The following is a 19,214-nucleotide window of genomic DNA, read 5'->3' on the forward strand; positions in this document are numbered from 1 at the left end:
CATGCCCTAATATCAAGCCATCGCGATTGACCTGTCAAGGCGCGTGCTGGACGATCAAACGCCGTGCTGGAATTCTATGCGGCGCCCGCGCGGCGCATCCATAGCAGAAAGCCCGCACTGGCGGTGACCGACAAATGCAGAGTGCGAAGCTTGCGAGCAGCGCGATGACTGCCGATGTCGCGGATTGCACCGCGAAATAGACCGCGCCGATCGCAGCAACGCCGGCTGCATTGGCGATTTGCGTCGTGGTGCCGTACATGCCCGAGCCGGCTCCTGCGCTCGACGTCTGCACGGTCGATAGTACGGCACTGGACAGCGGCGCCATGACCAGACCCTGGCCGTAACCGAATACGGCAAGCGGCACCGCCAGCAGCGATGCAGACGACGCGTTGACGGCCAGCACCGTTGCAGCCAGCGCGGTGAGACCGATGACCTGCACCACGCAGCCCTCGATCAGCACCAGCGTGCCACGATGGCGTGACCGCATGCCGCTGTGACGCGACGCGACAACAAAAGCCAGCGCCAGCGGTACGAAAATAAAACCGGCCCGCAGCGGCGGCATGTGCAACGCGTTCTGCATGAACAACGTCATCACGAGGTAGAATGACAGATTGGCGAAGAAGAAAAAGAACACAGCGCACAGCCCGCGCATGAAAGCAGCATCCGCGAGCAACGCCAGATCGATCAGCGGCATGCCACCGCGCAACGCGACACGGCGCTCCAGCCTGACGAAGCCGACGATCACTGCCGCACCCGTAGCCATCGCCAACCACACCGACGGCGCCCAATGCAATTCGTGCCCGAACAGCAGCGGGCCGATCAGACCGAGCAACCCGGCGAACAGCACCAGCGCACCCGGAATATCCAGCCGCGTGTCTGGACGGCGGGGAACGGATGGCATCAGCCGCCAAGCAGCCGCGATGATGACAAGCCCCATCGGTACATTGACGAAGAACACCGCACGCCAGCCGAGGCCTGCAAGGTCCATCGTCACCAGCAGGCCACCAAGCAGAAAGCCCGCAGCGCCGGCAAGGCCGAGCACGATGCCGTAGACAGCGAAGGCACGGGCGCGAGTTTCGTCCACAAACAGCACATGGATGGTGGCCAGCACCTGCGGCACCATCAGCGCTGCAGTGGCGCCCTGTGCCAGCCGCGCCAGAATTAGCTCCGGTCCGGATTGCGCGAGCCCGCACCACAGCGACGTCAGGGTGAAGCCGAGCACGCCGGCGAGAAAGGTGTTCCTGGTGCCGTAGATGTCACCGAGCCGGCCGCCGGTGATCACCAGCGTCGCATATCCGATCAGATAGACCGCAATCACGGCCTCGATCTGCGCCGCGCTGGCACGAAGCTCGACCGCGATGGTTGGAATCGCGACATTGACGATGAAGGCATCGACCCCAAACATGAACTGCGCCGCAACGACGATCGCCAGCACCCACCAGCGGCGCACGGAGTCGACAGGATTGGCAACGATCTGGTGCATGGAGCGCCTCGCTCAACGGTCGGCCTGAAGCAGCCGTCCACTTTGATCCCAGCTTCCAGTCATCGCGTCGATTACCTCGGAGGTAGCCTTATTCAATTGAACTCTCCCGTCGGAATTGGTGGTGCTGACCGCGGACCCGGCTTCGCAGGTCGATCTCCCCGTCCAAGTCACACCGAATTTGCATTCCTCGTGCAGGAAGATACCGCCTGTGGCCCGATTGCTGCATGGCGAAGCGATTGCATATGCCGGCCCTTCCGGTTTCGAGGCCTCTTCGATGTATGACTACGACACGATCGTGATCGGCTCCGGCCCCTCTGGCCGGCGCGCTGCCGTCCAGTTCGCCAAGCTCGGTAAATCGGTGCTGGTGGTCGAGAAGGGCCGACGAGTCGGCGGCGTCTCGGTCCATACCGGCACCATTCCGTCGAAGACCCTGCGCGAGACCGTGCTCAACCTGTCCGGCTGGCGCGAGCGCGGCTTCTACGGCCGTTCCTATCGGGTGAAACAGGACATCGACGCCCACGACCTGATTGTGCGGCTGCAGAAGACACTCGACCACGAGGTCGAGGTGCTGGAGCATCAGTTCAGCCGCAATGCCGTGAAGACGGCGATCGGCGAGGCACGTTTCACCGGACCGCACCAGATCGAGATCGCCAATGAGAAGAACGAGATCAAGAATGTCACTGCCGGCCATATCCTGATTGCCTGCGGCACCCGCCCGTTCCGGCCGGATTACGTGCCATTCGACAACAAGACCGTGTTCGACAGCGACGAGATCATCGATCTGCCGAAACTGCCGCGCAGCCTCGCAGTCATCGGCGCCGGCGTGATCGGCGTCGAATATGCGACCATCTTCAGCGCGCTCGATGTCGCCGTCACCCTGATCGAGCCGCGGCCGACCTTTCTCGATTTCATCGACAAGGAGCTGATCGACGAATTCATGCATGAGCTGCGCGACCGCAATGTCGCGCTGCGGCTCGGCTCCAAGGTCAATGCGATCGAGCAGAACGCTCATGGCCAGATCGTCACCCGGCTCGCTGACGGCCGCAACGTCACGTCCGAGATGTTGCTGTTCGCCGCCGGCCGCGTCGGCGCGACCGACCGACTCAATCTCGATGCCGCCGGCATCACCGTCGATCACCGCGGCCGCATCACTGTCGATCCCGTCACGCTGCAGACCAGCGTGCCGCATATCTATGCGGCGGGCGATGTCATCGGCTTTCCTTCACTGGCCTCCACATCGATGGAGCAAGGCCGCGTTGCCGCCTGCCACGCGCTCGGGATGGAGCCGCTGGCGCCCCCGGAGTTCTTTCCCTACGGCATCTATTCGGTGCCGGAGATTTCCACGACCGGACTCACCGAAGAGGAAGTCCGCCAGAAGGGTATTCCCTATGAAGTCGGCGTCGCGCGGTTTCGCGAGACCTCGCGCGGACATATCATGGGCCTGGATAGCGGCATGATGAAGATGATCTTCTCGACCAAGACCCGCCGCCTGCTCGGCGTGCATATTCTGGGCGAAGGCGCGACCGAGCTGATCCATATCGGCCAAGCCGTGCTCAATCTCAAAGGCACGATTGACTACTTCATCCAGAACACCTTCAACTATCCGACGCTGGCCGAGGCCTACAAGATCGCCGGGCTGGATGCGTGGAATCGAATGACGGCACGGTAGCGCAGAAGCGCCATGGTCACATAGATTTTGGCCACATGGATTCATCGCCTGACGTCCCGCGTGGCATGCCCAGGTCCTAGCCGCGCTTGCCGCCGATCGAGATGAACGCCATGAGACATGGCTCCGGCAACGGATTGCGCCAGCGATGGCGTGTTCCGTTCTGCACGACGCAGTCGCCCTGACGTAAATGGACTTTCTGTCCATCGTCCAATTCCAGCGTCATCTCGCCGCGAACCACGACTCCGTAATCGATCGTATCCGACGTGTGCATGCCTGGCGCATCGCGCTCGAAATGATCCCCCATGCCCGGGACCTTGTCCGACAACTCGCGCAGCCCGCTTTCCATTGTGACGCCGGGCGGCGGCTTCCAGCCTTCGGGGCGTCTGGGCGGATAGGAGATCAGCCGAAACATCGTACCGCCCGGGCCGGGAAACGCTTTCGTTCCCTGGAGCATCGGATCCGCCTCCAGGCCGGTGAGCTGCGGCACGCCCTCGGTCATATAGAGTTCGTAGAATGTCAGGCCGGGATTGGCATCGATCTCCACGACCTTGGACGTGACATCGAAGGACTTGAACACCGACTTGCCGGCTTCATCGCGGCCGGTCACGACCCGCTTGGGCGATGGCAGCTCGCTCGCATCTTTCGCATCCGAGCTTTGCGGCAGCGCGGCCAAAGCGCCGCCACCGACGATGACCGACAGCGCCTGAAGCAGTTGGCGCCGATCGCTGCCTGCAAATCGTTCAGTACCCTGCGCGGCATTCAGAGACCCAGCATTCGAAGGCTTAGGCTTCTGACGTGACAACCACCGCCATGAGAACTTGCTCATCTGCATTCTCCATCGCGCTTTATCGTCAGCACATCGCTGTGCTGCGAGGCTGATCAAGCCGACATGACGTAGGGGATGCTGCCGATAATGGCGGCAAGCTGGAATGCGTTCGACAGCATGCCGCCCCAATGCATCCGTCGGAGCCGGCGCACGGCCTCGGCATCACCGGCGTCTCGTGCGCTCATCTGACTATCCATCCGCCGCAAGAACCAGCCCCGCGCCCAGATCGCAAAAGCCGCGATCAAGCCGATGCCGATCGTGAAAACCAGTCGACCAGCCAGTGCAAAGGCCGTTGTCGCGATGACACCGGCGATAGCGACCATCAGAAAATAAGAGCGGAACAGGCCCCGCAGCAGCTGTGTCACTTCCGGGATATCCAGCCTCACCAGCAGAAAGGCCGGTGACGACAGCAGAAAGAAGCCCATCGAGAAAATCAGAAGGACCATAGAGGCCAAGGCGACGGCATCGGGCGTCATGCAATTACCCTTCTATCTGTCCGGGCAACAACCTTTCCATCAACTTCCGATACCAATATCCCCGTGGGCCTCTTCGACACTATTGGGCTTTGGTCGAATCCGGAGAGATATGCCTTCTCCAACAGAACAGCGCCTATCCGAAGAACCTGACACGGGCGAACCCACCCAGCCGAACATCCGTTGCGATCAGTTCAGCTTGACGACCTCCACACGCCGGTTCTTGGCGCGGCCGTCATCCTGGTCATTCGATGCTGCGGGTGCGAGCATGCCGACACCGGCTGCGCGCAGGCGCTTGCCATCGGCGCGGAAGCTCGTGGTGAGCGCCGCCACAACCGACTCCGCACGGCGGCGCGACAGATCGAGATTGTAGTCATAGGCGCCCTGATTATCGGTATGGCCAACGATCAGCACGGCGAGCTTCGGATCCGACGACAGCAGACCTGCAATCTCCTGCAGGGTCGGCGATGATTCCGGCTTCAGGTCGGCCTTGCCTGTATCGAAGAATATTCCGTAGAGGGCAACGCGGCCGGTCGAGCCGATGGTCTTCGCCATCTCGTCGGCTTTCACGACCACCATCTTCTGCTCGCGCGGCTTCGGCTCGACGATATGCACGACGGCGACCGTGCGCTCGTTGAAGGCCTTGCAGTAGAGATCGTCCTTTACGAGGTACGTCTGCACGGTGACATAGGCATCACCGCCGGCTTGCGGGATCTTGGCAGCAAAGAAGCGCTGATCGTCGAGATGGGACGCCATGGCGCATTTGCCGTTGGAGAAATCACCGTCTTTCAACTGCGCCTCAGCGACGAAATACATCAGCAGGCTCATATCGCCGCCGCCGCCCGCGGCCGAGCGCGTCGGATCGCCCCCGCAGTCCTCGGTCTTGCAGCTATAGAGCACCTCGCCGCCGGCTGCCTTGACCACATCCTGATAGTTCCGCAGCACTTCGAGCGGCGAACGGTTGGCCGGCAGCAGATAGGTGATGCGCGTGCGTGCTCCTTCCACTTCAAGCACCTTGTTCGGCTTGTAGACCTGATTGTTCATGCGATCGCGGTCGCTATCACCCGTCTTTTCGAGCTTGGACAGCGGGATGGTGAAGTCAGTGAAGGCGAGACGCTCATAGCTGATGATGAAGGAGCCGTCGTAACGCTTCAGCAGCGCACTATCTCGGGCACCGGGAATATCTTTGTTGGGAATTGTCGCATCGGCCTGTGCCGCACACGCACCGAACAGAACAAACAAGCCAACCGTCAGAATGCGTCCGAGCATGAGTCATGCGTCCCCGTTTCAGGAGCGCTCACGATGACGATTTGGGACATGTAAACAAGCGGACTAAAGCGCAGCGAATGGCCGCGCAGCCATGTCCGGTTTTCATTGAACCGGACGATGTTGCGCGGCGACCAATCTCGTTAAGTCCAAACGGGTTTAGCCCCACGGACCGCGGCGCGACTGGCCGCCGTTCCACGGGCCGGTCGCGGGCGGTGCTGGACGTACAGGCGCGCGCGACTGAACACCCATCTGCCCCGCAAGCTGCTGCAGCGCTGCGATTCGATTTTGCGTCGCCGGATGCGTGGTGAACAGATTGTCCATGGCACGCCCCGACAACGGATTGGATGAACATATGCGCGGTCGCCGGCGCGCGCTCGGCATCCTCGTTGGGAATCCGATGCGCGGCGTTGTCGATCTTGGCCAGCGCCGAAGCGAGCCACATCGGTTGGCCGCAGATTCGCGCGCCCATCTCGTCGGCGGCATATTCACGGGTCCGGCTGATCGCCATCTGCACCAGCATGGCGGCGAGCGGCGCCAGGATCATCAGCGCGATCTGGCCGATCATGCCCGGGCCATTATTGTTGCGGTTGCCGCCGAAGAACATGCCGAACTGCGCGATCATCGAGATCGCACCGGCAATTGTCGCGGTAATGGTCATCAGCAACGTGTCGTGATGCTTGATATGCGCCAGCTCATGCGCCACCACGCCTGCGAGTTCCTCGCGCGACAACTGCTGCATCAGGCCGGTGGTCACGGCAACGGCCGCGTTCTCCGGATTCCGGCCGGTCGCAAAGGCGTTCGGCTGCGGATTGTCCATGACGTAAATCTTGGGCATCGGCAGGCCGGCATTGTGGGCGAGCTCGCCGACCATGCGATGCAGGTCCGGCGCGTTACGTGCATCAACCGGCTGGGCGCCGTGCATCGACAGCACCGCGCGGTCCGAATTCCAGTAGGCGAACATGTTCATGCCGGCGGCGACCACCAGCGCGATCATCGCACCCGACGCGCCGCCCATGAGATAGCCGACGCCCATGAACAGGGCGGTCATGCCAGCCAGCAGAATCGCGGTCTTGAAGTAGCTCATTGGTCCTCCTGCCCCCGTGCGCCAGCACATGTGCGGAAAACGCTGCGGTGCAGGCATCAAATGGTGATCCGCCCGACCGTTCCGCAAGACGGCATTGTGCGGCAGCGCGTCGCGGCCATGCAGCGGACTGCATTGAATGCCGCGACATGTGGCCATAGGCTGCGCGCAACGAAAACATTAAAAAACATTACAAAGAGGAAACACTATGGCTCGCGTGAAGTTCGGCGCCTTTCTCGCACCGCATCATCCGATCGGCGAACATCCGATGCTGCAGTTCCGGCGGGACCTCGATCTCGTCGAGCAGCTGGATTCACTCGACTATGATGAATTCTGGTGCGGAGAACATCATTCGTCGGGCTGGGAGATGATCGCCTCGCCGGAGATGTTCCTCGCCGCGGCCGGCGAACGTACCAAGCGCATTCGCCTGGGGACCGGCGTGATCTCGCTGCCCTATCACCATCCCTACAATGTCGCACAGCGCATGGTGCAGCTGGATCACATGACCGGCGGCCGCGCCATCTTCGGCTCCGGTCCGGGGGCGCTGGCCTCCGACGCGCACACGCTCGGCATCGACCCGATGACGCAGCGCGACCGCCAGGACGAAGCCATCGCTATCATCCGCCGTCTGTTCAACGGCGAACGCGTCACCGCGAAGAGCGACTGGTTCACCATGAACGACGCCGCGCTGCAGATCCTGCCGCTGCAGGAGGAGATGCCCTTCGTTGTGGCGTCGCAGATCTCGCCTTCGGGTATGACGCTGGCCGGCAAATACGGCATCGGCATCATCTCGCTCGGCTCGATGTCGACGCAGGGATTGATGGCGCTGCCGACGCAATGGGGCTTTGCGGAGGATGCCGCGAAGAAGCACGGCACCACGGTGGACCGCGCCAACTGGCGTGTGCTGCTGTCCTGGCATATCGCCGAGACCCGCGAACAGGCGGCGCGCGAGGCCGGCTCCGGCCTGATGCGCTGGCACAACGAATATAATGTCGGCACGCTACAGCGGCCGGGCCTGCAGCCCTTCACCTCACCCGAAGACGCGGTCGAGAAGACGGCAGGCGGCGAGAATGCGGCCTCGACCATCGGCACGCCGGATGACCTCATCAAGACTATCAAGAACCTGATGCAGGTTTCCGGCGGTGTCGGTACCATCATCGGCTTCGTGCATGACTGGGCCAATCCGGAAAACACGAGGCGCAGCTGGGACATGGTGGCGCGCTATGTAGTGCCAGAGATCAACGGCTACATCGCATCACTGCGCAAATCGCAGCAATTCGTGATCGAGAATCGCGAGGTGTTCGAGCGCGCGGGGCAAGCCGTGATGGCCAAGATCATGGCCAACGAGAAAGCAGCGGCGGCGCTGCCGCTCACCGGGCCAGGGCGGGTGGCGATTCCGCTGGTCAATGCGCCGGATCTGCAGAAGAAGGGGTAAGCCCGGCTCAGGCCTTTCCTCCGTCATTGCGAGGAGCGAAGCGACGCGGCAATCCAGCTCTTCACTTCGGCAAAGAAAGACTGGATTGCTTCGCTGCGCTCGCAATGACGGGGAGAGGCTGGCGGCCTACTTCCCGTAATAATCTTGTACCGTTTCCCATGCCGCTGTCTGCAGCATCTTCGCAGTCGCTTCATCGAGACCCGCGAGATACGGATTGCCCACCGGCGAGCGGCCCGTCAGCGCGGCGAAGACCACACAGGACGCAAGGTATGTGCCTGCCATGCTCGGATGGCGCCTGTCGGGCTGGTACAGATTGAGCTCGGGCTGCTTCGCGCGCACCCTCGCAAATGCCAGACCTGCCGGAATCACCAAGGCATTGTTATCATTACCGGCGACGGTATAGGCCTCGGCCAGTTGCTGCGTCATCTCCGGCTTGTCTTCATAGGCCCAGGACATGAAGAAGATCGGCTTCGCACCATGGGCGCGGACGATGTCGGCATCCTTCTTCGCATATTCGGTAAAGACCGACTTCAGCTTGGGATGGATCGGGCACTGGCTACAATCCATCATGATCGCAGCATCGAACAACCGCTCGCGCTTGTTGAAGATGATGTTGTTGTTATCGTCGAAAGAATAGGACGCGATGGCATTGGGTCGAAAGTAGCTCTCGACATCATGCCACTCGAATCCGGAGCCGCCGATGGTCACCGAGGTCGCCTGATAGCTCGTCCTGTTGGCGGGATCGGCGGCACGCACCATCCCCAACACGTGGCTGTGCATGCTGTTGTTTAAATAGAAGAAGCTGTTGCCGATGAATATCTCGGTCTTCGGAAAATCGGGCCCCAGCGACGTGACCTTGGGTTTGGTCTGCGCTTGCACGGCAACGGACGCACTGGCCATGGCAGCAAGGGTCGCCACGGCGACAAGCAAGACTCGCAAAGTTCTGGACAATGGAATGTCTCCCGGTTCTTATTATGTGCGTATATACGTATCGATAGCACAAGGCGGTGCGGATTGCGCCGGCCTCGATCGCGGGAGGCAGACAGCGCCATGCCCCAGAACCTTGATCCCCATGAGCTCGATTCCCATGACCTCGATCCCCTGATCCTTGATCTCCTGGAATGGATCGCGCGCGAACCCAGATCCTATGCCGACGTGCTCGATGCATGGCGGACGTCGTGCCCGCGACTGACGGTGTGGGAAGACTGCATCGACCGCGGATTTGCCACACGCATGCACATCGCCGGACATGGCTCCGTCGTTCAAGTGACGGCCGCAGGCTTGTCCTTCCTGCAACTGCATGGACGCGTCATGCCAAAGACGCCAGCCTCGATCATCGCAACTAGTCCAGCGGCATCGTAAGCTGCGCGCCTTCATCGGCCACAAACACCGCGATCAGCTCGGCCGGCTCCGTATTGCTCGCATTGGCCGAGACGAGATGCGTCGAGCCCGGCGGCTCGAAGAATGACTGCCCAACCTTGAAGATTTCGACCGGACCGCCGCCGAGCTGCGAGCGAATCTCTCCCTTGGTGATGTAGGCTGTCACCGTGCCGGAATGACGATGCGGCGCGCTGAAGCCGCCGGGGCCATAGGACACGCGCACAATGGTCACGCGCTTTCCCGGTACATTCGGCAGCGCATGCGACGTGATCAGTTCCACCGCATCGCCGGGATTGGCGCTGGAGCCATTGCTGACGGCGCAGAGGGGCGCAAGAACAGTCGACATAGCGTCCATCGTGGCCGGAAGCGCCTTGCCAATGGCAATCGCACACATCAGTCCTGCGGCAACGGCAACAGACACATAGCGGGCTTCAGGCAACCTCGGTACGATCGCGTCGCATGTGATGGACATTCTTCGCTCCCCTGCCCCTCAGCCATTGTCCTGGCCGAACGCCTTGCGCATCGCGACATAGCCCTGCTGCTGCTGACTCCAGTTGCGACCGCCCGTGACACCGCCATCGACCACCAGATCGTTGCCATTGACGAAAGACGACTCGTCGCTGGCGAGGAAGACGGCGGCGTGAGCGATGTCGTCCGGCAGACCAGCGCGCGGGATCGGCTGCGCAGCCTTGAACGCCTCGCGCATCAGCGCCGGCGTCTGCTCGGCTGCTTCCACCGATAGTCCCAGCGCCTTGCCGAAGATTCCGGTCGCAATGGCGCCTGGCGAGATGCTGTTGACGCGCACGCCGCTCTCACCGAGCTCCATCGCCACGCATTTGGTCAGATGGATGACCGCGGCCTTGGCGGCGCCGTAGACCACCGAGGACGAGTAGCCGGCGAGCCGGCCGGCAATACTGCCATTGTTGATGATGCTGCCCGAGCCCTGCTTCTTCATATGCGGGGCGGCATGTTTCATGCCGAGCATGACGCTGCGTACGAGTGTCGCCATCGCCGTATCGAAACGATCGACGTCGAGGCCTTCGATACCACCGGTTTGCGCCGGACCGCCGGCATTGTTGAACAGGCAATCGATGCGGCCGAATTTCTCGAGCGCGTGACCGATCAGTGCACTCATCTGCGCTTCATCGGTAACGTCGGTCTGACGGAAACTGCAATTTGCGCCGAGCCTCGAAGCAAGCGCATTGCCTTCCGGCGCACGACGCCCGGCAATCATGACTTTCGCACCCTGCGCGATGAAAATTTCCGCTGTACGGAACCCGATACCGCTCGTCGCACCGGTGATGACAGCGACCTTGTTGTCGAGACGCCCCATATCGTTTCCCCATTTGTTTTTATGGCCGGCATTTGACGCCCCGAATCCGCGCCCGCGCAAGGCGTATTTTGAGTCAGCGCGACTCGCAGCCCGCTGAATCTGCAGGTGAAGCGGCGAACTTTCCAAGCCACAACCGTCGGGGAGAACCGAGAATTACGATTAAGGAAGTTCTAAGACGCATCTGCGTATCGTGCAGCATTGTACCGCCATCCAAGCATGGCTCGCGATTGCTGGAGACCTTTTCCGTGAAGCTGCTCAATAACCTTCCGATTTCCGCCAAGCTCGGGCTTCTCGTCACCGTCACTCTGATCGGTCTCTGCCTCGCCGGCGTGCAGGCGACGCGCCTCGTCAGCGCTGAGATGCGCAGCTCTCGCATGGAGCAGGTTCTCGCCATCGTCGAAACGGCGCGCAACATGGCGCTCGGTCTGCAGAAGCAAGTGACAGCCGGCGAGTTGACGAAGGATGCCGCGATCCAGGAATTCGTCAAGCGCGCCCGCACAATGACTTATGACAAGGGCAACGGCTACGTCTTCTCCTACGACATGAACGGCATCGCGCTGGTGACGCCGGATCCGAAACAGTTCGGCACCAACCGGCTGGACGTCCCGACCAACGGCCGTGCGCTGACCCGCGAGTTGCGCGACGGCGTCGCCGCCAAGGGCGATGTCACGCTGTATTACGAATACATGAAGCCGGGCACGACCGAATTGATCCGCAAGTTCTCCTATGCGGTTGCCGTGCCCGACTGGAATCTGTTCGTCGGCACCGGCGCCTATCTCGACGATCTCGATGCGAAGCTCACGCCGATCATCTGGTCACTGGCGACAGCGATCCTCGGTATCGCTGTTGTTGCCGGCCTGATCGCCTGGTTCATCGCCCGCAGCATCACAAGGCCGCTGAGCCAGCTCGGCACCCGCATGCGGGACCTCGCTGACGGCAAGCTGGAAGCCGAGATTCCCGGCGCCGACCGTCGCGACGAGATCGGCGCGATGGCCACGACGGTGCAGGTGTTCAAGGACAACGCGATCCGCATGCACGGCCTCGAGCAGGAAGAGGTCGCCGTCCAGCAGCGCGTCGCCGCCGAACGCAAGTCGGCGATGAACAGCCTTGCCGATGGCTTCGAGCAAAGCGTCAACGGCGTCGTGAAATCGGTTGCGACGTCCGCGGCCGGAATGCAGGCCACCGCATCGTCCATGACCAACACCGCAAGCGAAACCACCGATCGCGTCGCCAGCGTCAGCATGGCGTCCGAGAAGGCACTGAACAACGTACAGACCGTTGCCGCTGCAGCGGAAGAGCTGACTGCCTCCGTCGAGGAAATCTCGCGGCAGGTCGCGCAATCGACCGAGATCGCACGGCAGGCCGTCGGCGAAGCAGACCGAACCAACGCAACAGTTCAGCTCCTGTCCGGCGCAGCTGAGAAGATCGGCGTTGTGGTGCAGTTGATCGACACCATTGCAGCACAGACCAACCTCCTGGCGCTCAATGCCACCATCGAGGCCGCCCGTGCAGGTGAAGCGGGACGCGGCTTCGCGGTTGTCGCCTCGGAAGTGAAGGCCCTGGCAACCCAGACAGCCAAGGCAACGGAGGAAATCTCGGCGCAGGTCGCCAGCATGCAGTCGACAACCGGCGATGCCGTCTCGGCGATCGGCAATATCAGCGCGACCATCGAGAAGATGAGCGAGATTTCGATGGCGATCTCATCGGCCGTCGAGGAACAAGGCGCCGCGACCCGCGAAATCGCCCGTAACATTCAGGCAGCAGCGACCGGCTCCAGCGAAATCGCCACCAATATCGGCAGCGTCAACGCAGCTGCCTCCGCCACAGGACAAGCGGCCGGCCAGGTTCTCAGCGGCGCGCGTGAGCTCGACGGGCAGGCGAGCATGCTGCAATCGGCGGTGACGGACTTCCTGACCAAGGTTCGCGCGGCCTAAATCAGGCGACCGACTGATGTTTCGACCGGATACGGGCCGTTCCGCCTACAGCGCGGGGCGGCCCGAGGCCTTTTTGGCGCTGTATGCCAGCGTGGTCAGAGCTGCTTCATCCGCAACGGGACGCTGCGTGGCTGCCAGCAGCGGCGCATCGACATATTGCCGGATACCGTTGTGATCCATCACGAAGAGCGGCTTGGTGTTCTTCATGTTGACGTCCTCGACCATCGCCATGCGGCGGTTGTCGAGCATGAACCAGCGGCCATCGAGACGGGCAGCCGCAACGGCGTGATCTTCCTGGCGCAGCGTGTCGCGCAGGATCACGACCCGCAGATCCTCGGCCGCGACGCCCGCAGCGCGCAACGCGCTGAACTTGGCGATGGCATAGTCCTCGCAATCGCCAGCGCCGGTAGCGAGCAGTGCCAGCGGCGAACGCCAGACATCCGTTGCGCCATAGAGCACAAGATCGTCACCCGGCCGAACCGCCAGATTGATCGCGCGATTAACCTCACCCATACGGGCGCGACCGTCGCGCGCGCTGGCATCGCTAACGATATCCAGAAACTTCGCCGCCTCAGGCGAGCAGCGGGCGGGCGTTTCCGCACAAAGCTCGAGGGCAAGCTGCTCGTCGTCCTGCTCGCGTTCCACCCCGCGCCACTTGGCTTTGAGCTCGCCTTCCCGCAGCGCCGATGTGGCGAGGCCAAACGGCTCCGCAGGCCGGTCGACAGCGTCGATCGCCTGATCAGGAAAGGCCGTTCCGGCCAGGAGATCAGCGGGTGCCGCGAAAATCGCCAGCCCCAAGACCAGCACAGACGCGCGGCGCACCCGCGCAAAAGCAGAAGTCCACATCATAGACGCCCCGTCTGTCCGGGCATCGGCAAGCAGGGCTGCTCGCACGTGACCGGATCATTTGTGGGGCCATCTTGAGGCGGCTGATTTTCGACGAGATTAAAAGGGGTTAGCCGGGTCGGCGAAGTTCGCGGACAGGCTGAAGGGGGGCTAACCGGCTTGACGACAATTTTATCGAAATGGCTGAAAGCCCGGATTAGGGGATTATATTACCTCACCTCTTTTGTTCCCTATGGCCTCGAGTTCCGTAATCGGAACACAAACTGAACTCGGAACATCGTTAATGAAAATTTACTATATGGATCAGTGGCATCGAGACGATTTCACAAAGCGGCCCATAGCCTGAAAAAGTGATGCGCAGACGTCCACTATCGCATTGCACCCCGCGGTGGTATGCATGCCTCGAAAATTAGCCAATTAATAACCATAATCATGCGCGGCAGACATTGAACTACGCGGGTCCATTCGAATTTTCGCAATTTGGCGATGCGCCGGCCGAACCGGCGGCTGGCGCCGATACTATTGGCCATACGTTTTCCGCTCATACAGCCGGTTCCACGATTGTCGTGCAGGATGCCAGCCTGCTGTTCTCCGGCGACTACAAGCGCTCTGGCGTCGATCTTGTCCTGTCCAAGGACGGGCACGAACACGTCGTCTCCGACTACTTCAAGGGTTCGCTGCGCGCAGCTTTGTCGTCGCCCGATGGAGCGCAGTTGTCCGGCGATCTTGTCACTGCCCTCGTCGGCGAAGTGCAGGTCGCGCAGCTCGGCGGTGGCGCCAATGCCGCCGCGCAAGTCATTGGTACTGTTAGCAAGCTAGCCGGCAGCGCGACTGCGATCCGCAATGGCGTCTCTGTGATGCTCAATGTCGGCGATCAGGTGCAGAAGGGCGACGTGGTCCAGGCTGGCGCAGACTCATCGCTGACCATGACTTTCATCGATGGCACCGTGTTTGGCCTCTCGGCCAATGCACGCATGGTGCTGAACGAGATGGTCTACGATCCCCAGGGATCGGCGAACTCATCCCTCCTCAGCCTCGTGCAGGGCACGATCACTTTCGTTGCCGGCGAAACTGCCAAGCATGGCAACATGCGCGTCGATACGCCGGTTGCCACGATGGGCATCCGCGGCACCGCCGTGTTGGTCGAAATCGGTTTCGAAGTGCCCGGACAGGGCGGCGCACCGCCGGTGAAATTCCAGGTTCTGGTCGAGCCCAACGGCGCGACCGGCTCCTACGTTTTGTATAGCAAGACCAGCGGCCAAGCGATCGGCACCGTCAATGCGGCCGGTCAGGTCACCAGCGTGCTCGGCAATGGCGATACATCCACAGGCATAGCCGATCCGCTGACGCCGATCGCACGGGCGATCATTGAGCAAACGCTGCAGACCTATTTCCCGAACTACGTTCCGAACGCCAATCCGCGCAGCGGACCCGGCGGCGGTTCATCTCCGGGCGATCCCAATTCCGGCACCAGTCCGGATCCCTTGAAATTCATTATTCCGGATTTTCTGCCGAACCAGCCCTACACCGTCCCGATCAAGCTGCAGGGCGACGGCTCCAACACGTCGCCGATCGACGTCATCTTCACGCGCTTCAACACCGCACCGATCGTCACCGTCGCTCCGGTTGTCGTGATGCTGCCGGTCGACAAGACCAGCTTTGAAATCAAGGATCAGGTCCAGATCACCGATCCGGATAGCGGCGACGTTGCGACACCCTATGTGCCGGGCACAGCGCATATCATTTCGGCGAGCGGCCCGAGCGGCACACCCACGTCGCTTGACCTCAAATCGCTGGTCACCGTCGATCCACAAACCGGTCATGTCAGTTACGATCCGGCAGCGTTCAAGTTCCTCGCCGCCGGACAGAAGGCCGTCTACACCATCGGTTTCGACAGCCAGTCCGGGCCGGACACAACCCATGAGACGCTGACCTTCACGGTCGATGGCTCCAATGATGCGCCTGTCGTACTGTCGGCACTGACCGCTGCAGCAAGCCAGGATGACGGCGCGCAGAGTTTCAACCTGCTCGCCGGTGCATCCGACGCCGATCTCGGCGAAACGGCGACATTGACTGTCGGCAACGTCAAGTTCGCGCTGAATGGCGGCACCGCACAACAGGCCGCACCGACCGGCGTGACGTTGACCGGCACGACGCTGCATGTCGATCCGAGCGCCTTTGCCTATCTCGGCGAAGGCCAGACCGCGACCATCACCGTCACCTACAACGTCATCGACGCCCATGGGGCGACCGTCGCGCAGACCGAGACGATTACGGTTACAGGCGTGAACGACCAGCCGACGATCGTATCGACGAACTTCACAGTGCCTCAGGGCGGAGAAGTCACGCTCGGCGCCACGAGCTTCACCATCAGTGACCCGGATGTCGGCTCAGACTTCACATTTACCGTCACCAATGTGAGCGGCGGCTATTTCGTCGTCGATCCGCCGCCTGGCCAGCTTCTTCGCTTCGCCGGATTCCGAGCGCTCTCCGACAGCCAGGCGATCACCTTCACCATGGCCGACCTTCAGCACGGACGGGTTCACTTCATCAGCGACGGCAGAGGCCCGCCATCATTCGACCTCCAGGTCGATGACCGCAGTGGAACTCCGAACAGCCAAAGCCCGACAGCGACTCAGACTGTCAAATTCTCGGACCTTGCACCTGTCGTCGACAAGCCGCTCACGTCAGCGGCAAACGAGGGCGACTGTGCCGTCACGGTCGATCTCCTGACAGGCATTAACGACCCGGACGGCGGCACGCTGTCGATCGGCAACGTGCGCTATACGATCGGCGACGACGATTCATCAACAGATCTTCCGGCAGGGCTGTCGCTTAACGGCACGTCGCTGACCTACGATCCTGCAAATAAAGCATTCGATCATCTCGCTGCCGGCGAGAAGATGATCATCACCGTCAGTTACGACATCTTCGATGGCCAGGACGGCAAGACCACGCAGACTGAAACCATCACCGTCACCGGCACCAATGACCGACCGGCGATCAAATCTGCTTCGTTTGCCCTGAGCGAGGGTGGCACCACTGTTCTCTCCGCCGACAGCATCGGCGTCGTAGACCCTGACAGCCATGACTTCACCTTCACCGTCTCACAGGTCCGTCACGGCAAGTTTCAGATCGAGACTGCGAACGCCGGCTGGTGCGACACCACCACATTTACATCGGACGACCTCGACGCCGGCCATGTCCGATTCGTGCATGACGGCAGCGAGTCCGACGCGAGCTTCTCGATCCGGGCCAATGACGGCCAAAGCGAGCAGAACCTCAGCGACACGTTCCGCGCCACCATCGAGATCGAGCACGTCAACGACGCTCCCAAGATGCTCGCGGCACCGCTGCTGATCGCCGAAGGCGCCACGGTCGTCCTGACCGTCCTGAACTTCCTTGTAAACGATCCTGACGACAACAGCTTCACCTTCACGGTCTCCGACGTCGAACACGGCGTGTTCAAGATCAAGCAGGGAAACAGCTGGGTCGAGACCGATCACTTCACCACCGCAGACCTGAAGGCCGGCCGGGTTATCTTCACGCATGATGGCGGCGAGATTCCGCCGTCATATACCGTCACGGCCGACGACAACCACACCGATACACCCAATCACCTGAGCAATCCGGTCGACAGCACCGTGGTCTTCATCCCGGTCAACGACGCGCCGAAGATCGTGAACGCTCACTTCAGCGTGGACCAGGGCGGCAGCGTCCTGCTTCACGCATCGAATTTCGGCGTCTGCGATCCAGACAGCAGCAGTTTCAAATTCACCGTCTCCAATGTGAAGGGCGGTCATTTTGAAACTTACAACTATAGTCACGGGCAGTGGTCGTGGACGACCGATACGAGCTTCACCACAGCGGAGCTGAATGCTGACCACGTCCGTTTTGTGCAGGACGGCAGCAACAAAACGCCGACTTTTTCGATCAAAGCTAATGACGGCTCGTTGTTCAACAGCACGAGCGATGCGTTCAGTGGCGGCAGCACACTAACGCATCCGGCGCCGATCGCAAATGAAGATCACATCCTCAACGCAGCGGTGCCCTCGCTTGGTGACGGCTGGCTACTGAACATCGATAACGGCCACTATTATCGATTGGTTACAACCGCATCGAGCTGGAGCGTCGCAAAAGCGACGGCTCAAGCGGACGGTGCTTATCTCGCAACGATTACAAGCCAATCCGAACAGGACTTTGTCGGGCCGCTTGCCACCGGCTATCGCGCCTGGCTCGGAGGCGTGAGCCATGACGATGCGAATGGCTCGGGACATTTTTTCTGGGCGACCGGCCCCGAGGCAGGCACGCCCTTGAACTATGCACACTGGGCTCCGCTCGAGCCGAATGGCGGTGGTGGCGCGAATACACAATACATTCACATCGAAGGCGTCACTGACTCCCAAAATCTTGGATGGAACGACGAACCGGGTTTTGATAACGGACGTGTCTTCATCGAGGAAGTAGGTGGATTGCCGGGACAGATCGCTTTCCGGGAAGACACCGGCACGACGCTGACGACACAGCAGTTGCTGCAAAACGACACTGGCCTGAACCAGAGCTCGCTCTCTATAACCGCAGTGAGTACAACGAGCGTCCACGGCGGATCGGTGACGCTCGCCGACAATATTATCACCTATCATCCATCTGCGAACTACAATGGCGCCGACAGCTTCACATACACGCTGTTCGACGGCACGGCGACATCAACGGGTACCGTCAGCTTCGACGTTGCACCGGTCAATGACGCGCCGATGATCTCAACGGAAAACCTGTCTTTTTCGCAAAGCCAGTCCGGCCAGATCACACTGATGGGGATTTCGGTCGCAGATGCGGACTCTTCAAACGGGAATTTCACCGTCACCACCGCAACAGGCTGGGGCCATGCGACACCCGTCGGAGGCAACTCCGAGAGCTTTGCCGCCATCAATGCGAGTCTCGCACAAGGTATCACCTATGCGCCCGGCAACTCTGTCCCCCCGACCACGGAGAAGGTGTCGGTTACGGTCACCGATAGTGATGGCGCATCAGACTCGGTGAATTTCATCGTTGCGTTGTCAGACTCGGCTTCGATTGTTCTCGAGGGAACCAGCGGCAAGGACGTCATTCTTGCGACTTACCTGAAGGACACGTTCACCGGAGGAGCTGGCAAGGATCAGTTTGTCTTCGCGAATAATCAGGGCCAGCATACGATCACGGATTTCAAGCCGGGCGAAGACCGGATCGATCTCCACATGCCGAATGCGCCGACGACTGGCAGCACTCTGACGGCCTGGCTCGATGCGCACGCCACCCAGGTCGGTAACGATACGCTGATCCATCTCGATGCGCCCGACGCGGTGGTGCAGACCAACACGATTCTGCTTCAGGACGTGGTCAAAAGCCATCTCACTGCAAACGACTTCATTCTGCATGCCTGATCCCGTGCGGAGGGATTTCGGCATTGGCCGACTGGTCCATTAACTGTCCCTAATGGACCACCTGC

The 19,214-nt window shown here is 61.2% G+C and carries 13 protein-coding genes and 1 pseudogene; 5 read left to right on the forward strand and 9 right to left on the reverse strand.

Annotation, left to right across the window (positions count from 1 at the left end):
• Window positions 1-74: 74 nt before the first annotated feature.
• Window positions 75-1,483: pseudogene (locus AB8B20_RS18845) on the reverse strand (MFS transporter).
• A gap of 274 nt (window positions 1,484-1,757) precedes the next feature.
• Here AB8B20_RS18845 and sthA point away from each other — a divergent pair.
• Window positions 1,758-3,152 (forward strand): Si-specific NAD(P)(+) transhydrogenase, encoded by a 1,395-nt coding sequence (gene sthA, locus AB8B20_RS18850; RefSeq protein WP_439075014.1) that lies wholly within the window; start codon window positions 1,758-1,760, stop codon window positions 3,150-3,152.
• 76 nt (window positions 3,153-3,228) lie between these two features.
• On the opposite strand, the gene AB8B20_RS18855 is transcribed toward sthA, so the two are convergent.
• From AB8B20_RS18855 to htpX, 4 genes are all read right to left on the reverse strand, one after another.
• Window positions 3,229-3,978, reverse strand: coding sequence for a cupin domain-containing protein (locus AB8B20_RS18855; RefSeq protein ID WP_439074342.1), 750 nt, complete (start codon window positions 3,976-3,978; stop codon window positions 3,229-3,231).
• Between the two features lie 53 nt (window positions 3,979-4,031).
• Window positions 4,032-4,454, reverse strand: a complete 423-nt coding sequence (locus AB8B20_RS18860; RefSeq protein WP_089263479.1) for a hypothetical protein — start codon at window positions 4,452-4,454, stop codon at window positions 4,032-4,034.
• Between the two features lie 186 nt (window positions 4,455-4,640).
• Window positions 4,641-5,720 carry a DUF4892 domain-containing protein gene (locus AB8B20_RS18865; RefSeq protein ID WP_439074341.1) on the reverse strand — a complete coding sequence of 360 codons (1,080 nt, stop codon included), beginning with the start codon at window positions 5,718-5,720 and terminating at the stop codon, window positions 4,641-4,643.
• 28 nt (window positions 5,721-5,748) lie between these two features.
• Entirely contained in the window at window positions 5,749-6,804 is a 1,056-nt protein-coding gene (htpX, locus tag AB8B20_RS18870; protein WP_439074340.1) for a zinc metalloprotease HtpX, read from the reverse strand.
• Window positions 6,805-7,009: 205 nt separating this feature from the next.
• Between htpX and AB8B20_RS18875 the strand changes: the two genes are divergently transcribed.
• On the forward strand, window positions 7,010-8,236 hold the full coding sequence (locus AB8B20_RS18875; RefSeq protein WP_439074339.1) for an LLM class flavin-dependent oxidoreductase: 1,227 nt from the start codon (window positions 7,010-7,012) through the stop codon (window positions 8,234-8,236).
• A gap of 126 nt (window positions 8,237-8,362) precedes the next feature.
• On the opposite strand, the gene AB8B20_RS18880 is transcribed toward AB8B20_RS18875, so the two are convergent.
• On the reverse strand, window positions 8,363-9,136 hold the full coding sequence (locus tag AB8B20_RS18880) for a DUF4886 domain-containing protein (protein ID WP_439075012.1): 774 nt from the start codon (window positions 9,134-9,136) through the stop codon (window positions 8,363-8,365).
• 150 nt (window positions 9,137-9,286) lie between these two features.
• Here AB8B20_RS18880 and AB8B20_RS18885 point away from each other — a divergent pair, with 150 nt between their 5' ends.
• The gene (locus AB8B20_RS18885) at window positions 9,287-9,598 is read left to right on the forward strand and encodes a hypothetical protein (RefSeq protein WP_439074338.1); all 312 of its coding nucleotides are present in this window, start codon (window positions 9,287-9,289) and stop codon (window positions 9,596-9,598) included.
• On the opposite strand, the gene AB8B20_RS18890 is transcribed toward AB8B20_RS18885, so the two are convergent.
• Window positions 9,579-10,088: a cupin domain-containing protein gene (locus AB8B20_RS18890; RefSeq protein ID WP_439074337.1), complete on the reverse strand. Its 510-nt coding sequence runs from the start codon at window positions 10,086-10,088 to the stop codon at window positions 9,579-9,581. The genes AB8B20_RS18885 and AB8B20_RS18890 overlap by 20 nt on opposite strands.
• 18 nt (window positions 10,089-10,106) lie before the next feature.
• Window positions 10,107-10,949: an SDR family NAD(P)-dependent oxidoreductase gene (locus AB8B20_RS18895; RefSeq protein WP_439074336.1), complete on the reverse strand. Its 843-nt coding sequence runs from the start codon at window positions 10,947-10,949 to the stop codon at window positions 10,107-10,109.
• Window positions 10,950-11,194: 245 nt separating this feature from the next.
• On the opposite strand from AB8B20_RS18895, the gene AB8B20_RS18900 reads away from it, so the two are divergent.
• Window positions 11,195-12,883 (forward strand): methyl-accepting chemotaxis protein, encoded by a 1,689-nt coding sequence (locus tag AB8B20_RS18900; RefSeq protein ID WP_089263701.1) that lies wholly within the window; start codon window positions 11,195-11,197, stop codon window positions 12,881-12,883.
• Between the two features lie 45 nt (window positions 12,884-12,928).
• On the opposite strand, the gene AB8B20_RS18905 is transcribed toward AB8B20_RS18900, so the two are convergent.
• Window positions 12,929-13,729 (reverse strand): transglutaminase-like cysteine peptidase, encoded by an 801-nt coding sequence (locus AB8B20_RS18905; RefSeq protein ID WP_115033158.1) that lies wholly within the window; start codon window positions 13,727-13,729, stop codon window positions 12,929-12,931.
• Between the two features lie 446 nt (window positions 13,730-14,175).
• Here AB8B20_RS18905 and AB8B20_RS18910 point away from each other — a divergent pair, with 446 nt between their 5' ends.
• Window positions 14,176-19,149 (forward strand): cadherin-like domain-containing protein, encoded by a 4,974-nt coding sequence (locus tag AB8B20_RS18910; RefSeq protein WP_439074335.1) that lies wholly within the window; start codon window positions 14,176-14,178, stop codon window positions 19,147-19,149.
• Window positions 19,150-19,214 lie beyond the last annotated feature (65 nt).

Origin of the sequence: Tardiphaga sp. 866_E4_N1_4 (genome assembly GCF_052076075.1) — a bacterium.
In the GTDB taxonomy this organism is placed as follows: domain Bacteria; phylum Pseudomonadota; class Alphaproteobacteria; order Rhizobiales; family Xanthobacteraceae; genus Tardiphaga; species Tardiphaga robiniae.

Coding starts and splice junctions, on each gene's coding strand:
- sthA (WP_439075014.1), top strand. CDS start 1,758: ATGTATGACTACGACACGATCGTGATCGGCTCCGGCCCCTCTGGCCGG.
- AB8B20_RS18855 (WP_439074342.1), bottom strand. CDS start 3,978: ATGAGCAAGTTCTCATGGCGGTGGTTGTCACGTCAGAAGCCTAAGCCT.
- AB8B20_RS18860 (WP_089263479.1), bottom strand. CDS start 4,454: ATGACGCCCGATGCCGTCGCCTTGGCCTCTATGGTCCTTCTGATTTTC.
- AB8B20_RS18865 (WP_439074341.1), bottom strand. CDS start 5,720: ATGCTCGGACGCATTCTGACGGTTGGCTTGTTTGTTCTGTTCGGTGCG.
- htpX (WP_439074340.1), bottom strand. CDS start 6,804: ATGAGCTACTTCAAGACCGCGATTCTGCTGGCTGGCATGACCGCCCTG.
- AB8B20_RS18875 (WP_439074339.1), top strand. CDS start 7,010: ATGGCTCGCGTGAAGTTCGGCGCCTTTCTCGCACCGCATCATCCGATC.
- AB8B20_RS18880 (WP_439075012.1), bottom strand. CDS start 9,136: ATGGCCAGTGCGTCCGTTGCCGTGCAAGCGCAGACCAAACCCAAGGTC.
- AB8B20_RS18885 (WP_439074338.1), top strand. CDS start 9,287: ATGCCCCAGAACCTTGATCCCCATGAGCTCGATTCCCATGACCTCGAT.
- AB8B20_RS18890 (WP_439074337.1), bottom strand. CDS start 10,088: ATGTCCATCACATGCGACGCGATCGTACCGAGGTTGCCTGAAGCCCGC.
- AB8B20_RS18895 (WP_439074336.1), bottom strand. CDS start 10,949: ATGGGGCGTCTCGACAACAAGGTCGCTGTCATCACCGGTGCGACGAGC.
- AB8B20_RS18905 (WP_115033158.1), bottom strand. CDS start 13,729: ATGTGGACTTCTGCTTTTGCGCGGGTGCGCCGCGCGTCTGTGCTGGTC.